The organism is Pseudomonas asiatica (assembly GCF_040214835.1).
Classification (GTDB): domain Bacteria; phylum Pseudomonadota; class Gammaproteobacteria; order Pseudomonadales; family Pseudomonadaceae; genus Aquipseudomonas; species Aquipseudomonas putida_Z.
This window is the reverse complement of the sequence record NZ_CP157874.1, coordinates 810892-825923: the sequence shown is the minus strand read 5'-3', so window position 1 is coordinate 825923 and position 15032 is coordinate 810892. Positions and strand designations below refer to the sequence as shown.

The 15032-nt window shown below is 64.5% G+C and carries 14 protein-coding genes; 8 read left to right on the top strand and 6 right to left on the bottom strand.

Annotated features, from left to right (window positions below; all coding sequences use genetic code 11):
• Window positions 1–8 precede the first annotated feature (8 nt).
• The 5 genes from doeB to ABNP31_RS03770 form a co-directional block, all read right to left on the bottom strand.
• A complete protein-coding gene (doeB, locus tag ABNP31_RS03790; protein WP_025337669.1) occupies window positions 9–1028 on the bottom strand; it encodes a N(2)-acetyl-L-2,4-diaminobutanoate deacetylase DoeB in 1020 nt (339 codons plus the stop codon).
• A gap of 3 nt (window positions 1029–1031) precedes the next feature.
• Window positions 1032–2222 (bottom strand): ectoine hydrolase DoeA, encoded by a 1191-nt coding sequence (gene doeA, locus ABNP31_RS03785; protein ID WP_350013015.1) that lies wholly within the window; start codon window positions 2220–2222, stop codon window positions 1032–1034.
• Window positions 2223–2258: 36 nt separating this feature from the next.
• Window positions 2259–3251: an ectoine utilization protein EutC gene (eutC, locus tag ABNP31_RS03780; RefSeq protein ID WP_137162971.1), complete on the bottom strand. Its 993-nt coding sequence runs from the start codon at window positions 3249–3251 to the stop codon at window positions 2259–2261.
• Window positions 3252–3282: 31 nt separating this feature from the next.
• Entirely contained in the window at window positions 3283–4254 is a 972-nt protein-coding gene (eutB, locus tag ABNP31_RS03775; protein ID WP_238067254.1) for a hydroxyectoine utilization dehydratase EutB, read from the bottom strand.
• A gap of 214 nt (window positions 4255–4468) precedes the next feature.
• Window positions 4469–5863, bottom strand: coding sequence for a PLP-dependent aminotransferase family protein (locus ABNP31_RS03770; RefSeq protein ID WP_350013400.1), 1395 nt, complete (start codon window positions 5861–5863; stop codon window positions 4469–4471).
• A gap of 239 nt (window positions 5864–6102) precedes the next feature.
• Between ABNP31_RS03770 and ehuB the strand changes: the two genes are divergently transcribed.
• The 4 genes from ehuB (at window position 6103) to ehuA (ending at window position 9186) form a co-directional block, all read left to right on the top strand.
• Window positions 6103–6957: an ectoine/hydroxyectoine ABC transporter substrate-binding protein EhuB gene (gene ehuB, locus ABNP31_RS03765; protein WP_085665074.1), complete on the top strand. Its 855-nt coding sequence runs from the start codon at window positions 6103–6105 to the stop codon at window positions 6955–6957.
• A 62-nt stretch (window positions 6958–7019) separates the two neighbouring features.
• Window positions 7020–7679, top strand: a complete 660-nt coding sequence (gene ehuC / locus ABNP31_RS03760) for an ectoine/hydroxyectoine ABC transporter permease subunit EhuC (protein ID WP_015268921.1) — start codon at window positions 7020–7022, stop codon at window positions 7677–7679.
• Window positions 7676–8332, top strand: coding sequence for an ectoine/hydroxyectoine ABC transporter permease subunit EhuD (ehuD, locus tag ABNP31_RS03755; protein WP_137162968.1), 657 nt, complete (start codon window positions 7676–7678; stop codon window positions 8330–8332). The genes ehuC and ehuD overlap by 4 nt, the downstream gene beginning before the upstream one ends.
• A gap of 59 nt (window positions 8333–8391) precedes the next feature.
• Window positions 8392–9186 (top strand): ectoine/hydroxyectoine ABC transporter ATP-binding protein EhuA, encoded by a 795-nt coding sequence (gene ehuA / locus ABNP31_RS03750; protein WP_075046875.1) that lies wholly within the window; start codon window positions 8392–8394, stop codon window positions 9184–9186.
• Between the two features lie 15 nt (window positions 9187–9201).
• On the opposite strand, the gene ABNP31_RS03745 is transcribed toward ehuA, so the two are convergent.
• Complete coding sequence (locus tag ABNP31_RS03745; RefSeq protein ID WP_024086247.1) at window positions 9202–10221, bottom strand: transporter; 1020 nt, start codon at window positions 10219–10221, stop codon at window positions 9202–9204.
• Between the two features lie 479 nt (window positions 10222–10700).
• Here ABNP31_RS03745 and ABNP31_RS03740 point away from each other — a divergent pair, with 479 nt between their 5' ends.
• From ABNP31_RS03740 to ABNP31_RS03725, 4 genes are all read left to right on the top strand, one after another.
• The gene (locus tag ABNP31_RS03740) at window positions 10701–11090 is read left to right on the top strand and encodes a YybH family protein (protein WP_085665076.1); all 390 of its coding nucleotides are present in this window, start codon (window positions 10701–10703) and stop codon (window positions 11088–11090) included.
• 94 nt (window positions 11091–11184) lie between these two features.
• A complete protein-coding gene (locus tag ABNP31_RS03735) occupies window positions 11185–12684 on the top strand; it encodes a purine-cytosine permease family protein (protein ID WP_046616768.1) in 1500 nt (499 codons plus the stop codon).
• 13 nt (window positions 12685–12697) lie between these two features.
• Window positions 12698–14128: an aldehyde dehydrogenase family protein gene (locus ABNP31_RS03730; RefSeq protein ID WP_238067252.1), complete on the top strand. Its 1431-nt coding sequence runs from the start codon at window positions 12698–12700 to the stop codon at window positions 14126–14128.
• A gap of 420 nt (window positions 14129–14548) precedes the next feature.
• Window positions 14549–14794: a hypothetical protein gene (locus tag ABNP31_RS03725; RefSeq protein WP_024086246.1), complete on the top strand. Its 246-nt coding sequence runs from the start codon at window positions 14549–14551 to the stop codon at window positions 14792–14794.
• The last annotated feature ends 238 nt before the right edge of the window (window positions 14795–15032 follow it).

Sequence of the window (15032 nt, the reverse complement as noted above, 5' to 3'; positions counted from 1 at the left end):
CGCCAGGTTCAGGCCAGTACGTCGGCGATCACCGCCAGGGTGTCGCCGCACTGCACCAGGCCGGGAAAGTGCCGGGCTGCGAGCAAGCCATTGCGTCGGGCGCGGTACTCGACCGGGGCGCTGCCGGTGCGGCGGATGTCATGGATACGGGCGATCACTTCGCCCTGGCTGACCGTTTCGCCCAGGTCGCGGCACATCTCCAGCAATCCGTCGTGCTCGCTGGCGATGAAGCAATCGCCATCGGGCATGTCCAGCAGGGTTGTCTCGCCCTGCTCCACTTCGCCGGCGAGGATGCCGGCGTGGATCAGCACATTGCGCACGCCGCGCTCCGCCAGGGCCACGCTTTTCGCCGTGGAGGTGCCACCACCGCCCAGTTCGGTGGTGATGAACACCTTGCCCTGCTCTTCTGCCGCGGTGTCGTACATCGCCTGCGCATCCAGCTCGAGCATGCGCATGCTGTAGGGCGCGGCGAAGGCCTGCATGCCGGCTTCACAACGGGCCTGCTGGGCCTTGTCGGGCAGCACATGGCATGCAGCGAACGGCAGGAAATCGAGGGTGCGACCACCGGAGTGGATGTCCAGGACAATATCGGCCAACGGCAGCAAGGTGCGGCGGAAATAGTCGGCGATCTTTTCCGTCACGCTGCCATCAGGCCGGCCAGGGAAGCTGCGGTTGAGGTTGCCCCGGTCGATCGGCGAGGTGCGGGTGCCCGCCTGGAACGCCGGTGTGTTCATGAACGGCACGATGATCACCCGCCCGCTTACCTGCCCGGCCTGCAGCTGCTGGGCCAGCTTGCTCAGCGCCACCGGGCCTTCGTATTCGTCACCGTGATTGCCCCCCGTGAGCAAGGCTGTCGGGCCATTGCCGTTCCTGACCACCGTCAGCGGAATCATCACCGCCCCCCAGGCCGAGTCGTCACGCGAGTACGGCAGCTTGAGGAAGCCGTGCTGCACGCCATCCTGCTCGAAATCCAAGGTACAGGTGATGGGGTTGGCCACCGTGGCGGCGGCCTGTGCGATCGCATTCATGGGTCAGTCCTTCACGAACAGCTGGCGCGGCACGTTGCACAGGGTCTCGACCCCGGTCTCGGTGATGAGGATGCTTTCGGTGATCTCCAGGCCCCAGTCATCCATCCACAGCCCCGGCATGAAGTGGAAGGTCATGCCCGGTTGCAGCACGCTGGTGTCGCTCGGGCGCAGGCTCATGGTGCGCTCGCCCCAATCTGGCGGGTAGCTGATACCGATCGGGTAACCACAGCGGCTGTCCTTGTGTATGCCGAACTTCTCCAGTACGCGGAAGAACGCCCTGGCGATGTCACCGGTGGTGTTGCCTGGCCGCGCGGCATCGAGGCCGGCCGCGATACCTTCGACCACCGCCTTTTCGCCATCGAGAAAGTGTTGCGGCGGCTTGCCCAGGTACACGGTGCGCGACAGCGGGCAGTGGTAGCGCTTGTAGCAGCCGGCAATCTCGAAGAACGTGCCGGCGCCGCGGGTGAACGGGGAATCGTCCCAGGTAAGGTGCGGCGCGCTGGCATCAGCGCCAGTCGGCAGCAACGGCACGATGGCCGGGTAGTCGCCGCCATGGCCATCGACACCGAGGATGCCGCTGCGGTAGATCTCGGCCACCAGCTCGTTCTTGCGCATGCCGGGCTCGATGCGTTCGAGGATGCACCCGTGCATCTGTTTGACGATGCGCGCGGCGATACGCATGTATTCGATTTCCTGCGGCGACTTGACCGCCCGCTGCCAGTTGACCAGCCCGGCGGCATCGCTGAAACGCGCCTGTGGCAGGTGCTTGCACAGCGCCTGGTAGGCCGCCGCGCTGAAGTAGTAGTTGTCCATCTCCACGCCGATGCTCAGGCCGCCCCAGCCCTTGGCCAGAATCACCTCCTGGCACAGGTAGTCCATCGGGTGGCGCTCGCGTGACTGCACATAGATGTCCGGGTAGCCGACGATGTTGTCGTGCTGCATGAACACCGTGCGCCTTGCGCCATTGGCGTCCTGGCCGCGGCCAAACCAGATCGGCTCGCCATCGAGCGCCAGCAGCACGCACTGGTGCACGTAGAACGACCAGCCGTCATAGCCGGTGAGCCAGGCCATGTTCGATGGATCGGTAACCAGCAAAAGCTCCAGGCCCTGTGCCTGCATGGCCGCGCGGGTCTTGGCCAGGCGCTGGGCGTACTCCTGCCGACCGAATGGCAGGTTGACCACTGTCTGTGACATACGGATGCCCTTCTTGTGAGTGGGTTGTGAAAACTGTCAGCTGTGAAACGCCAGGCCTTTGTGGGCGGCGATTGCGCGTTCGAAGGCAAGGTTGGCGATGGCGGTGTCCTGGGCCCCGGTGCCGGTCAGGTCGCACAGGGTGACCTCTTCGGCCTGCACACGGCCCGGGTGCAGGCCGGCGATGATCTGGCCCAGCTCGGAATGAATGGCCTGCTCGCTGACCGCGCCAGCGCGCAAGGCGTGGTGCAGTTCGCCCAGCACGCGGGTCTGGCTCAGGCGGTCGGCGACATAACGATCAAGCCGGGCCAGGGCCGTGGGCGCGATCTCGTTCTTGTGCTCGGCATCCGAGCCCATGGCAGTGATGTGCAGCCCCGGTTGCAGGTGATGCGGCTGGATCAGCGGCTCGCGGCTGGGGGTGCAGGTGATGGCGATATCGACCGCCTGCATGGCCTGGTCGACACTGTCGCAGGCCTGTACCTGCAGTTGCCCATCACGCCCCAGGTCGTCACATAACGCTGCGGTTCTCTGCGCATCGCGCCCCCACACCTTGACCTGCTCGATCGGCCGCACCAGGCGCAGTGCCTGCAGCTGCAGGCGTGCCTGTTCGCCACTGCCGATCAAGGCCACGCTGCGGCTGTCCTGCCGCGACAGCCAGCGTGCAGCTACCGCACCGGCTGCAGCGGTGCGCACGGCGGTGAGGTAGCCATTGTCGAGGAGCAAGGCATCGAGCAGGCCAGTGCGGGCCGACAGCAGCATCATCATGCCGTTGAGGCTGGGCAGGCCAAGCTTGGGGTTGTCGAAAAAGCCCGGGCTGACCTTGATCGCGAAACGCTCCAGCCCTGGCAGGTAGGCGGTTTTCACGTCCACCTCACCGTTGTGCTCGGGCACATCCAGGCGCAGGATCGGCGGCATCGCCACCTTGGCCGTGGCAAGCAGGGCAAAGGCCTGCTCGATGGCATCGATCGCGTTGCGGTCGAGGGTGATGCAGCTACGCAGGTCGGCTTCGCTGAGCAAGGTGATGGCCGGCATTCGAATACCTCCAGTGAAGGAAACGTGAATTTCAGGCGTCGCCGCCGTTGAGGACGCGCTGATGCTGTGCGCTGTCAACGTTGCGCCCGCTGACCACCACCACGACCGGGCCGCGGGCCGTCACCAGGCCGTCGAGCAGCGCGGCGATGCCGACTGCGCCGGCACCTTCGAGTACCAACCGCTCGTGCTGGTAGGCGTGGCGCATGCCATTGGCGATCGACGCTTCCGGCAGCAGGTGGAGTTGGTCGAGCAGGCGCTGGGTCATGCTCAGGGTGTGCTGGTTGCCCAGGCCGATGCCGCCACCAAGCGAGTCGGCGAGTGTCGGCAGCTCCTCTACCTCGACTGGCCTGCCGGCCTGCAGGCTGGCGTACATCGCCGCGCCGCGCTGCATGCTGATGCCATGGGTGGTGATCGCCGGCTTTATGCTTTTCATGGCCAACGCCACACCCGCGAACAGGCCACCACCGGAGAGCGGAATCAGCACCTGCTCCACCTCGGGCAACTGCTCGATGATTTCCAGGCCCAGCGTGCCCTGGCCGGCGATGACCTGGGGGTGATCGAAAGGTGGAATCAGCGTTGCACCCTGTTGCCCGGCATGTTGTTGCGCGGCCTGTTGGGCATCGTCCTGGGAGTGGCCGACGATGCACACTTCGGCGCCCAGGTCGCGGATGGCCTGGACCTTGTTGGCTGGCACCAGTTGCGAAAGAAACACGGTTGCCTTCACGCCCAGTTGCGCAGCAGCGTGGGCCACCGCCCGGCCGTGATTGCCGGTGGAGGCCGTAACCACGCCGCAAGCGCGTTGTTCCGCGCTGAGTGCGGCGATGGCATTGCTGGCGCCGCGCAGCTTGAAGCTGCCGGTGGTCTGCAGGGCTTCGAGCTTCAGGTAGACCGGCGTGCCCAGGTGCCGTGACAGGCTGGGGGAAAGTTCCAGCGGCGTGCTGCGCACCAGGCCGTGGATACGCTGGCGGGCGAGGTAGAGATCGTGAAGCGAGAGCGCTGACATGACCGGGACCCAACAAGTGAGCTGATGTTGGGCGGAGTGTATGAGGCGAAAATTGTCGTGATGAATGTACTAGGGCAATTTGCCGGGGAATTTGTTTTTGCCTGTACCGGCCTCTTCGCGGGTAAACCCGCTCCCACAGGAATCGCGCATTTCCTGAACCTCGCACGGAACCTGTGGGAGCGGGTTTACCCGCGAAGAGGCCGGTACAGGCCGCTCAAAGCTCGTGGATCTGCGGATACTGCCCGAACAACTCCCGCATATCGCCAAAGGCCTGGCGCAGCTTTGCCTCGGAACACTCGGCGCCCACGCACAAGCGCACGGCCCGTGGCCGCGGTGTACCGCGCACCAGGAACGGCTCCGGCGGCGTCACCGCAATCTGCCGGCGGCGCAAGGCACGCACCAGGCTGTCCACTTCCCAGCGCTCGGGAATGTTCAGCCACGCCCCCAGGGCATGCGCGTGCTGACCACGCACATAATCCCCCAGGTACTCACGCAACAACACCTGACGCTCGCCCAGCAAGGTGCGCTGCAGCGCCACCAGCTGCGCCGCGCGCCCATCGTTGATCCAGCGCGATGCAATTTCCGCCACCAAGGGCGTGGCCATCCAGCTGTTGACCCGCAAGATGCTCTCGGTGCGCAGCGCCAGGCGCTTGGGCATGGCCAGGTAGCCCACGCGCAGGCCGGTAAGCACCGACTTGGTCATGCTGGTGCAGTAGAACGACAGCTCCGGCGCATAGGAACTGAGTGGCCTGGCATGGCTGCCACCCAGTAGCGGCCCGTAAACGTCATCTTCGATGATATGCACGCCAAAGCGCCGGGCAATTTCGGCAATCTCCTGGCGACGGCTGTCGGGCATCAGGCTGACGGTCGGGTTGTTGAGGTTGGGTGTGCACACCAGCGCGGTCACCCGCTCGTTGCTGCAGATGTCCTCGAAATGCTCCGGGTTGATACCCTCGCGGTCCATCTCCAGGCCTTTGAGGGTGAAACCGAGCACCTGTGAATTACCGATCACGCCATGGTCGGTCAACCCCTCGCACAGCACCACATCATCCGGCCCGGCCAGCGAGGCCAGGGCCAGGAAGATGGCGTGGGCGGCGCCGTTGGTGACCAGCACATCGTCACGCTCGACCTGCATGCCCAGGCCGGCAAGCCAGCGCACCGCCGCCTCGCGGTGGCTCTCGAAACCGGCGATGGGCCGGTAGGCATGGATCCACGGCTGCTCCTCTTCCACGGCCAGCTCGGCGCAGGTGTCGCGCCAGATGCGCTCATGCACCTGGGTGTGCAGGATGCGGGTGATGGAGAAGTCGACCAGGGTACGCTCGGGCAGGTCGATGATGTCATCCGACACACGGTCGCTCATGCGCCGGCTGACGAAACTGCCACGGCCGATCTCGCAACGCACCAGGCCTTGGCGCTCCAGTTCCTTGTAGGCATTGGTCACGGTCTGCACGCTGATGCCCAGGGCATCGGCTACCTGGCGCTGCGGTGGCAGGCGCTGGTCATGTACCAATACGCCGCGCTCGATCTCGCCGGTGACGGCCTGGACCAGGATCTTGTATTTGGACTCGCCGATGCGGGCGGCGTCCAGGGCTGCCTTCCAACTGTGCATCATGATGTTCGCTTCACTTGCCGGGGCCAGGGTCACAGCATCCCCCGTACAAGTGCTTCGGGCAATTGTCCTAGTGCAATGCAATGGCCGTTTCAGCTTTTGTATGCTCGGCCCAAGGTCGAACTCCCGCTGCCCGGCAGCTTCGAACAAAAGACCGACCTGTTTTCGCTGTTTTGCTCCACTGCCTCCTAACACAGAGCCGTCGACGACGGTTTTTATAACAAACAGGAGCTTCATTGATGAGCCAGCCTTTCAACGTTCCACGCCCCTTTCAACGCCTGCTGATGGCCTGTGCCACCTTCGGTGTGCTTGCCAGCGCCCAGGCCGCCAGCCTGGACGAAATCAAGGAAACCAGCCACATCCGCATCGGCTACGCCAACGAAACCCCGTTTGCCTTCACCGAGACCGATGGCCGGGTAACCGGGGAGTCACCGGAAATCGCCAAGATCATCTTCGGGAAAATGGGCATCAAACAGGTCGATGGCGTGCTCACCGAGTGGGGTTCGTTGATCCCGGGCTTGCGCGCCGGGCGCTTCGATGTGATTGCCGCCGGCATGTACATCACCCCGGCACGCTGCAAGCAGGTGATCTTCACCGACCCGCAGTACGCCCTGCCCGACACCCTGCTGGTGGCACAGGGCAATCCGAAGAACCTGCACAGCTACGCCGACATCGCCAGGAACCCGGACGTGAAGCTGGCGATCATGGCCGGCACGGTCAACCTCGCCTATGCCCGCGACTCCGGCATCACGGATGCGCAGATCCTTCAGGTGCCGGACACCACCGCCCAGTTGCAGGCCGTGCGCGCCGGCCGCGCCGATGCTGCCGTGGGCACCCAGCTGACCATGAAGGGCCTGGCAAAAAAGGGGGGCGACAAGGTCGAGGCGATCAGCGACTTCACCGATGACCCGGCCCACACCGGCTACGGTGCCCTGGCCTTCCGCCCCGAGGACAAGGCCCTGCGCGACGCGGTCAACGCCGAGATGAAGAAGTGGCTGGGCAGCGAGGAGCATCTGAAGACCGTCGCGCCGTTCGGCTTCGACCGCAGCAACGTGACTGACAAGACCGCCGCCGAGCTCTGTGCCCAGCAGTGAATCGAGGTGGCATGGCGCTTGCCGTGCCATTCCCTGTGTAATCCGATTATTCAGGTCGAACCATGGGTGAATTGATACCGTTGTTACTGCAAGGCGCCTGGATCACCATCCAGGTCACCTTCTTCGGCTCGCTGCTGGCCATCGTCGCCGCGATCCTCGCCGCCCTCGGCCGGCGTTCGTCATGGCGGCCATTGAGCTGGCTGTGCGTGGCCTACATCGAGCTGTTCCGCGGCACCTCGTTGCTGGTGCAGTTGTTCTGGCTGTTCTTCGTATTGCCGCTGCCACCGTTCAACCTCGAACTCAGCGCCTACACCGTGGCCATCGTCGGCCTCGGGCTGCATATCGGTGCCTACGGTGCCGAAGTGATGCGCGGGGCGATCAGCTCGGTGGCCAAGGGGCAGTACGAAGCCTGCACCGCGCTGAACATGCCCGCCACCACCCGCTTCCGGCGGATCATCCTGCCGCAGGCATTGCTGGCGGCCATCGCACCTGGCACCAACCTGCTGATCGAACTGCTGAAGAACACCTCGCTGGTGTCGCTGATCACCCTGTCGGACCTTAGCTTCCGCGCCCGTCAACTGGACCAGGCGACCTTCCAGACCCTGGAAATCTTCAGCCTCACCCTGCTGCTCTACTTCGTCCTGGCGCAGGTCATCAACTTCCTCATGCGTCGGGTCGAACGGCGCCTGAGCCGCGGTCGCCTGCGGGGGAGCCTGTCATGAATTTCTGGGACTGGAACTACGTCGCGCAAATCCTGCCCGACTTGCTGCAGGCGTCGCTGAAAACCCTGGGCATCACCTTGGTTGGCTTCCTGATCGCAGTGGTGCTGGGCCTGTTCCTGGCCATCGCCCGACGCAGCCGCCAGGCCTGGCTGTCGTGGCCGGTGGCATTGCTGATCGAGTTCATCCGCAGTACGCCGCTGCTGATCCAGGTGTATTTCCTCTACTACGTGCTGCCCAACTACGGGGTCAACATGACGGCCATGCAGGCCGGCATCATCGGTATCGGCGTGCACTACGCCTGTTACCTGGCCGAGGTTTACCGCGGCGGCCTCGACTCGGTAGCGCGCAGCCAGTGGGAAGCGGTGGTCGCCCTCAACTTCGCGCCGTGGACCGCCTACCGGGCAGTCATCCTGCCCCAGGCGATTCGGCCGATCCTGCCGCCGTTGGGCAACTACCTGATCGCCATGCTCAAGGACACCCCGGTGCTGTCGGCCATCACCGTGGTGGAAATCATGCAGCAGGCCAAGAACATCGGCTCCGAAAGCTTCCGCTACCTCGAGCCGATCACCCTGGTCGGTCTGTTCTTCCTGGCCTTGAGCGTCGCTCTGGCCTACCTCGTTCGGCGCCTTGAAGTGCGCCTGGAGCTCCGCTGATGATCGCCCCTGTGACCCACTTCGCCACTGCCACCGCCACTCAGCCGCTGGACACCCACATGCCCACACCGGCCATTGCCCAACCGATCGTCAGCTTCAAGGACGTGACCAAACGCTACGGCAGCTTCACCGTGCTCGACGGCCTCAACCTCGATGTCGCCCCCGGCGAAAAGGTGGCGATCATCGGCCCCAGCGGCTCGGGCAAGTCGACGTTGCTGCGGGTACTGATGACGCTTGAGGGCATCGACCAGGGCATGATCGAAGTCGATGGCGAATCGCTCACCCACATGCCCGGGCGCAACGGCGCGCAGCTCATCGCCAACGAGCGCCATGTACGCAAAGTGCGGGCGAAGATCGGCATGGTGTTCCAGAGCTTCAACCTGTTCCCGCACATGAGTGCCTTGCAGAACGTGATCGAGGCCCCGGTCCAGGTGTTGGGCGTGAAGCCGGCCGAGGCGCGCGAACGGGCTGCCGAGCTGCTGGAGATGGTTGGCCTGGGCAACAAGTTCGAGCATTACCCGTCGCAGTTGTCCGGTGGCCAGCAACAGCGCGTGGCGATTGCCCGGGCGCTGGCGATGCGGCCCAAGGTGATGCTGTTCGACGAAGTGACCTCGGCGCTGGACCCGGAATTGTGTGGCGAGGTGCTGAACGTGATCCGCCGGTTGGGCAGCGAGCACAACCTGACCATGCTGATGGTGACGCATCAGATGGGCTTTGCCAGGGAGTTCGCGGATCGGGTGTGCTTCTTCTACAAGGGGCAGATCCACGAACAGGGGACGCCGGCGCAGATCTACGAAAACCCGCAACAGGAGCGGACCCGGGCGTTCCTCAGTGCAGTGCGGGAGGCGAACTGACCGACGATTGTCGCGTCAGTACTCGCGCCGCTTGCGAAACGCCCAGCGCCCCACCAGCACGGTGAAGGTCGCCACCAGCGCCACCAGCACCCAGAAGCCGTGGGGGTTTTCCGCCAGCGGCACACCCCCGACGTTCATGCCGAAGAAACCGGCGATGATGTTGATGGGCAGCGCCAGCACGGTCACCACGGTCAGGGTGAACAGGGTGCGGTTGGTCTGCTCGTTGAGCTTGGCGGCGATTTCTTCCTGCAGCAGCTTGATCCGCTCACCGAGGGCGGTGAGGTCGCTGATCACCAGGGTGAACTCTTCTGTGGCCGCGCGCAGCTGGCGTATGTCCTGTTCCTGCAGCCAGTCGGGCGGCCGGTTGAGCAGGCGCAGCAGCGCCCCCGGCTCCAGCGCCAGCAGGCGCTGCAGGCGCACCAGCACCCGGCGCATGCTGCCCAGTTCGGCGCGGTTGTCGCTCAGGCGCTGGGACAGCAACTGGTCTTCGATGCGGTCGACGCTGGTGGTGGTTTCACGCACGATCTGGGTCAGCACATCGCCCTGGTCGCGCAACAGATGGACCAGCAACTCGATGGATGAATGAAAGCGCTCGCCATGCTTCACCGACGAGCGCAGCTTGTCCACCGAATGCAGCGGCTGCAACCGCGCGCTCACCAGCAACTGGCTGCTGGCGCAGGCCCACAGCGTGGAGATGTCCGAGGACACCAGGCCGAAGTTGAACACCACATCGTTGACCACTGCCAGCAGCGCCGAGTCGGCGTGTTCGATACGGGTCGAGCGCGAACCTTCGCGCAGGGTTTCGAAGAAGGCTTCGGGCAACTGCAGGTGGGTGCGCAGCCAGCGTTCGCAGGCAGCGTGGGCCAGGTTCAGGTGCACCCACAGAAACTCGCCAGGTTCCAGCGGCTGGCCGAGCGTGCGCAACAACTGCGCCGAATCGATTTCGCGCCCCGGCTGGCCAGGGCGGAAGGCGAAGGCGTAGAGCAGGCCGAACAGGTCGTGGTCCTGTGGCAGATGCAGCGCGGGATGGCCCATTCGAACTCGCAATGAGGCACGGGGAGATGGCAGAAAGGTTGCGGAATATTCGTTGCAGTCAGATGACAGCTGGATAGCTGAAAGCCCTTTGGGCTGCGCTGTCGCGTAGAGAGCCGAATTCACAAGCGGTCCGCATACCCTGTGGGAGCAACTGTCTTGCTCAAATTCTAAAAGTTGGCGCAATCCCCTGTGGGAGCGGCTTTAGCCGCGAAGAATCCAACGCGGTGCCTGGCACCGGCTGCGCCGGTGTTCGCGGCTAAAGCCGCTCCCACAGGGTCCCTGCTAATTCAATGAGTTATGTGCAGCCTTATGAGAACGGGCACGCCCGCTCCCACATGATGCGCGGCGCGAAACCTGAGAAAGCGCAGCCATCACTTCACAAATTCCTGAACTGATTATTTGCCCGCAGCGATTTTTCCCCTCGCCAACCGCCACCAGAATCGCTTCACCACAATCACAAGAACCGTGAGGCCACTCCCGTGGACCAGACACTCCAGGTACGGCAAGCCGCCGCCGACCTCGTTGCGGCGTTCGCCAGCAACGACACTGCTCGCTATTTCGCCTGCTTCAGCGAAGACGCCACCTTCCTTTTCCACACCCTGCCGCAACCGCTGCTGTCGCGCCATGCCTACGAGCAACTCTGGGCCCAGTGGCAGGCCGACGGGTTTGCGGTGCTCGCCTGCGAATCGGGCAATGTCCAGGTGAGCCTGCAAGGTGACGTGGCGATCTTCATGCATGATGTGGCCACGCACATCCGCATCGCCGGCGAAGAACACCAGTTGAGCGAGCGCGAGACCATCGTCTTCCGCCGCCACGGCGAAAGGTGGCTGGCCTGCCACGAGCACCTGTCGGTCGTATCGCCGGCCTGATCATCCATTTACGCGGCCCTGCCGCCCTGCCATCGCACCCACAATAAGGCCCGCGTACTGCGCCGGCCCACAACAACCGCGCTGGAGCATCACCATGAGCCACTCGACCGGTATCGAGACCAACGGCGTCGAACAGATCCCCGACGATCAACGCGACGCCTCCCCGCTGGACCTGTTCCGCCTGATCTTCGGCGGCGCCAATACCTTCGCCACGGCCGTGCTGGGCAGCTTCCCGGTGCTGTTCGGGCTGTCGTTCCAGGCCGGTGTGTGGGCGATCCTGCTCGGCGTCGGCGTGGGCGCGCTGATCCTTGCGCCCATGGGCCTGTTCGGCGCGCTCAACGGCACCAACAACGCGGTGTCGTCTGGGGCGCACTTTGGCGTGCACGGGCGCATCGTCGGTTCGTTCCTGTCGCTGCTCACCGCGGTGGCGTTCTTTTCGCTGTCGGTGTGGAGCTCGGGCGACGCCCTGGTCGGCGGCGCCAAACGCCTGGCCGGCCTGCCGGAAACCGACCTGACCCTGGGCCTGGCCTATGGCCTGTTCGCGGTGCTGGTGCTGGTGGTGTGCATCTTCGGCTTCCGCTTCATGCTGTGGGTCAACAAGATTGCCGTGTGGGCCTCGAGCCTGCTGTTCCTGCTGGGCATCGTTGCCTTTGCCGGGCCGTTCGACGCCGGTTATGCGGGCAGCGTAAACCTCGGCCAGGCGGGCTTCTGGGCGGCATTCGTCGGTGCGGCGATCCTGGCCATGAGCAACCCGGTGTCATTCGGTGCGTTCCTCGGCGACTGGTCGCGCTACATCCCGCGTGAAACGCCCAAGGCGCGCATCATGCTGGCGGTGATCGCGGCCCAGGGCGCGACACTGATCCCGTTCCTGTTCGGCCTGTGCACCGCCACCCTGGTGGCCACCCAGGCGCCGGACTACATCGCCGCCAACAACTACGTCGGTGGCCTGCTGGCGGTGGCGCCAAGCTGGTTCTTCCTGCCGGTGTGCCTGATTGCGGTGATCGGCGGCATGTCCACCGGTACCACGGCGCTGTACGGCACCGGCCTGGACATGTCCAGCGTGTTCCCACGCCTGCTCAGCCGTGCCGGCGCCACACTGCTGATCGGCGTGCTGGCGATCGGCTTCATCTTCGTCGGCCGCTTCACCTTCAACCTGGTGCAGAGCGTGTCAACTTTCGCCGTGCTGATCATCACCTGCACCAGCCCGTGGATGGTGATCATGATCCTCGGCCTGATCACCCGCCGCGGCTTCTACCATGCCGACGACCTGCAGGTGTTCACCCGCGGCCAGCGTGGCGGCCACTACTGGTTCCTGCATGGCTGGAACTGGCGCGGCATGGGGGCGTGGATCCCCAGCGCGGCGGTGGGCCTGTGCTTCGTCAACCTGCCAGGGCAGTTCGTCGGCCCGCTGGGCGACCTGGCCGGCGGCATCGACCTGAGCCTGCCGGTCACCCTGGGGCTGGCCGGCGTGCTGTACCTGCTGCTGCTCAACCTGTTCCCCGAACCTGCCGGCGTGTATGGCCCCCAGGGCCCGCGTTGGGTGCGTTGCAAAAGTACCGCGCACACGCCGGTAACCACCGCCGAAATGGCCTGACTGGAAAACGACCATGACCACTTCCCACTACATTGCCGGCCGCTGGGTCGAAGGCCAGGGCAGCGACTGCATCAGCGTCAATGACCCGGCCCTTGGGCAACCGTTTGCCGAACTGATGGCCGCCAGCGTCGCCCAGGTAGACCAGGCAGTGACCGCTGCCCGTGGCGCCCTGCCCGCCTGGAAAAACACCAGCGCCAGCGAACGCGCCGCCTACCTGCGCGGCTTTGCCGAACAGCTCGGGCAGCGCCGCGAAGCGTTGATCGCCTTGCAGATGCGCAACAACGGCAAGCCACGTCACGAGGCGGAAATCGACCTGGACGATGCCATCGCCACCTTCGGCTACTACGCCGAACTGGCCGAGCAACTGCCATCGAAGAACCGCGATGTGCCGTTGGCTGCACCGGGTTTCAGCGCTCGCACCCGCCTGGAACCGGTGGGCGTGGTCGGCCTGATCGTGCCGTGGAATTTCCCGCTGGTGACCAGCGCCTGGAAGCTCGCCCCGGCCCTGGCCGCCGGTTGCACCGTGGTGCTCAAGCCATCGGAAGTCACCCCGCTGATCGAACAGGCCTACGGCCAGATCGCCGATGCCCTGGGGCTGCCGCCCGGGGTGCTGAACATCGTCAACGGCAAGGCCGAGACCGGTGCTGCGCTGAGCAACCACAATGGCCTGGACAAGCTGTCGTTCACCGGCAGCAACAGTGTCGGTAGCCAGGTAATGCGCAGCGCTTCGGCGCAGTGCCGGCCGGTGACGCTGGAGCTGGGCGGCAAGTCGGCGATCGTGGTGTTCGATGATTGCGACGTGGGCCAGGCGGTGGAGTGGATCGTCGCCGGCATTACCTGGAACGCCGGGCAGATGTGCTCGGCCACTTCGCGGCTGCTGGTGCAGGACGGCATTGCCGATGCATTGCTGCCGCGTTTGCAGGCCGCACTGGAACAGCTACGGGTCGGTAATCCATTGACCGAAGAGGTCGACATGGGGCCGCTGACCAGCCAGGCGCAGTGGCTGAAGGTGGCCGGCTACTTTGCCACGGCGCGGGAAGAAGGCCTGCAGTGCCTGGCCGGTGGCAAGGCGCTGGACCGTGATGGCTGGTTCGTCAGCCCGACGCTGTATGCCGATGTGCCGAAAGACAGCCGCCTGTGGACCGAGGAAATCTTTGGCCCGGTGCTGTGCGCGCGTCGCTTTGGGACCGAGGAACAGGCGATTGCCGAGGCCAACGATAGCCGCTTCGGGCTGGTGGCTACGGTGTGCTCCGCCGACCTGGAGCGCGCCGAGCGGGTGGCCGATGCGCTGGAGGTTGGCCATGTGTGGATCAACTCGGTGCAGGCGGTGTTCGTCGAGACCTCGTGGGGTGGCACCAAGGGTAGCGGAATCGGGCGTGAGCTGGGGCCTTGGGGGTTGTCGGCCTACCAATCGGTCAAGCATGTGACGCGTTGTCTGGGTTGAGATTTCCGGGGCCGCTTTGCGGCCCTTTCGCCGGCAAGCCATGTGCCATCCCTGTGGGAGCTGGCTTGCCGGCGATCGAGGGCGAAGCCCTCGCCTTGCCCCCCTCAGATGTAAGACTTTTCCCAACCTGAAACCAAATGCTTCAGCTGGAAGTAGCTTGGGAATTATCCTACCCGCGCCGCAGCCGTTTCTCTGTTGTTGAACAGGTGCATCAGGGCTAATTTCCCTGGGTCGTCACAAATGGCGACCGGGTGTGAGAGCCCGTGCTGATCTGGTTGCAACCTCAACGGTAGCTGTGCGCGGGCAGGCTTGGTCCTGGCCGGGTTCCTAGGTCTCCGGTCTCTCACCCCGCGTACGGCTGCCACCCGATCCTGTGAGAGGGAATGGGGTGGTAGCTCCTGACCGACCTAGGGAAACGCAATGAATAAACTTGTGCCCGATCCACCTGTAAAACCTGGCTCCCGCCCGTTCTACACCATCAACAACGACTTGCCCTCACCCGAGGCACTGCGATACGTCTCGCAGTTGCTGCTTGGCATCGAGGACACCCTCGACGAATACATCTGCGCCAACGCTGGCGAACCGGGCATCGGGTTGTTGGTCAATACCGTGCATAACGTGCAAATGACCCGGGCGCTCAACCAGTTGCTGTTGAACCGCGAGTAAGGCCTGGAATTGATGCCGGGCTCACCGGCCTCTTCGCGGGTAAACCCGCTCCCACAGGGATAGCGCAGGCCTGAAGGGCAGCACCGTACCTGTGGGAGCGGGCTTGCCCGCGAAGAGGCCGGTACAGGCTTCACAGGATATGTCGCAAAAATACCATTTCGAGAACACGTTTGGTAAACATGTCGCTGGCAGCGACACATTGACAAAACGTGTCGCTGAAATCACAAAATAGCGACAC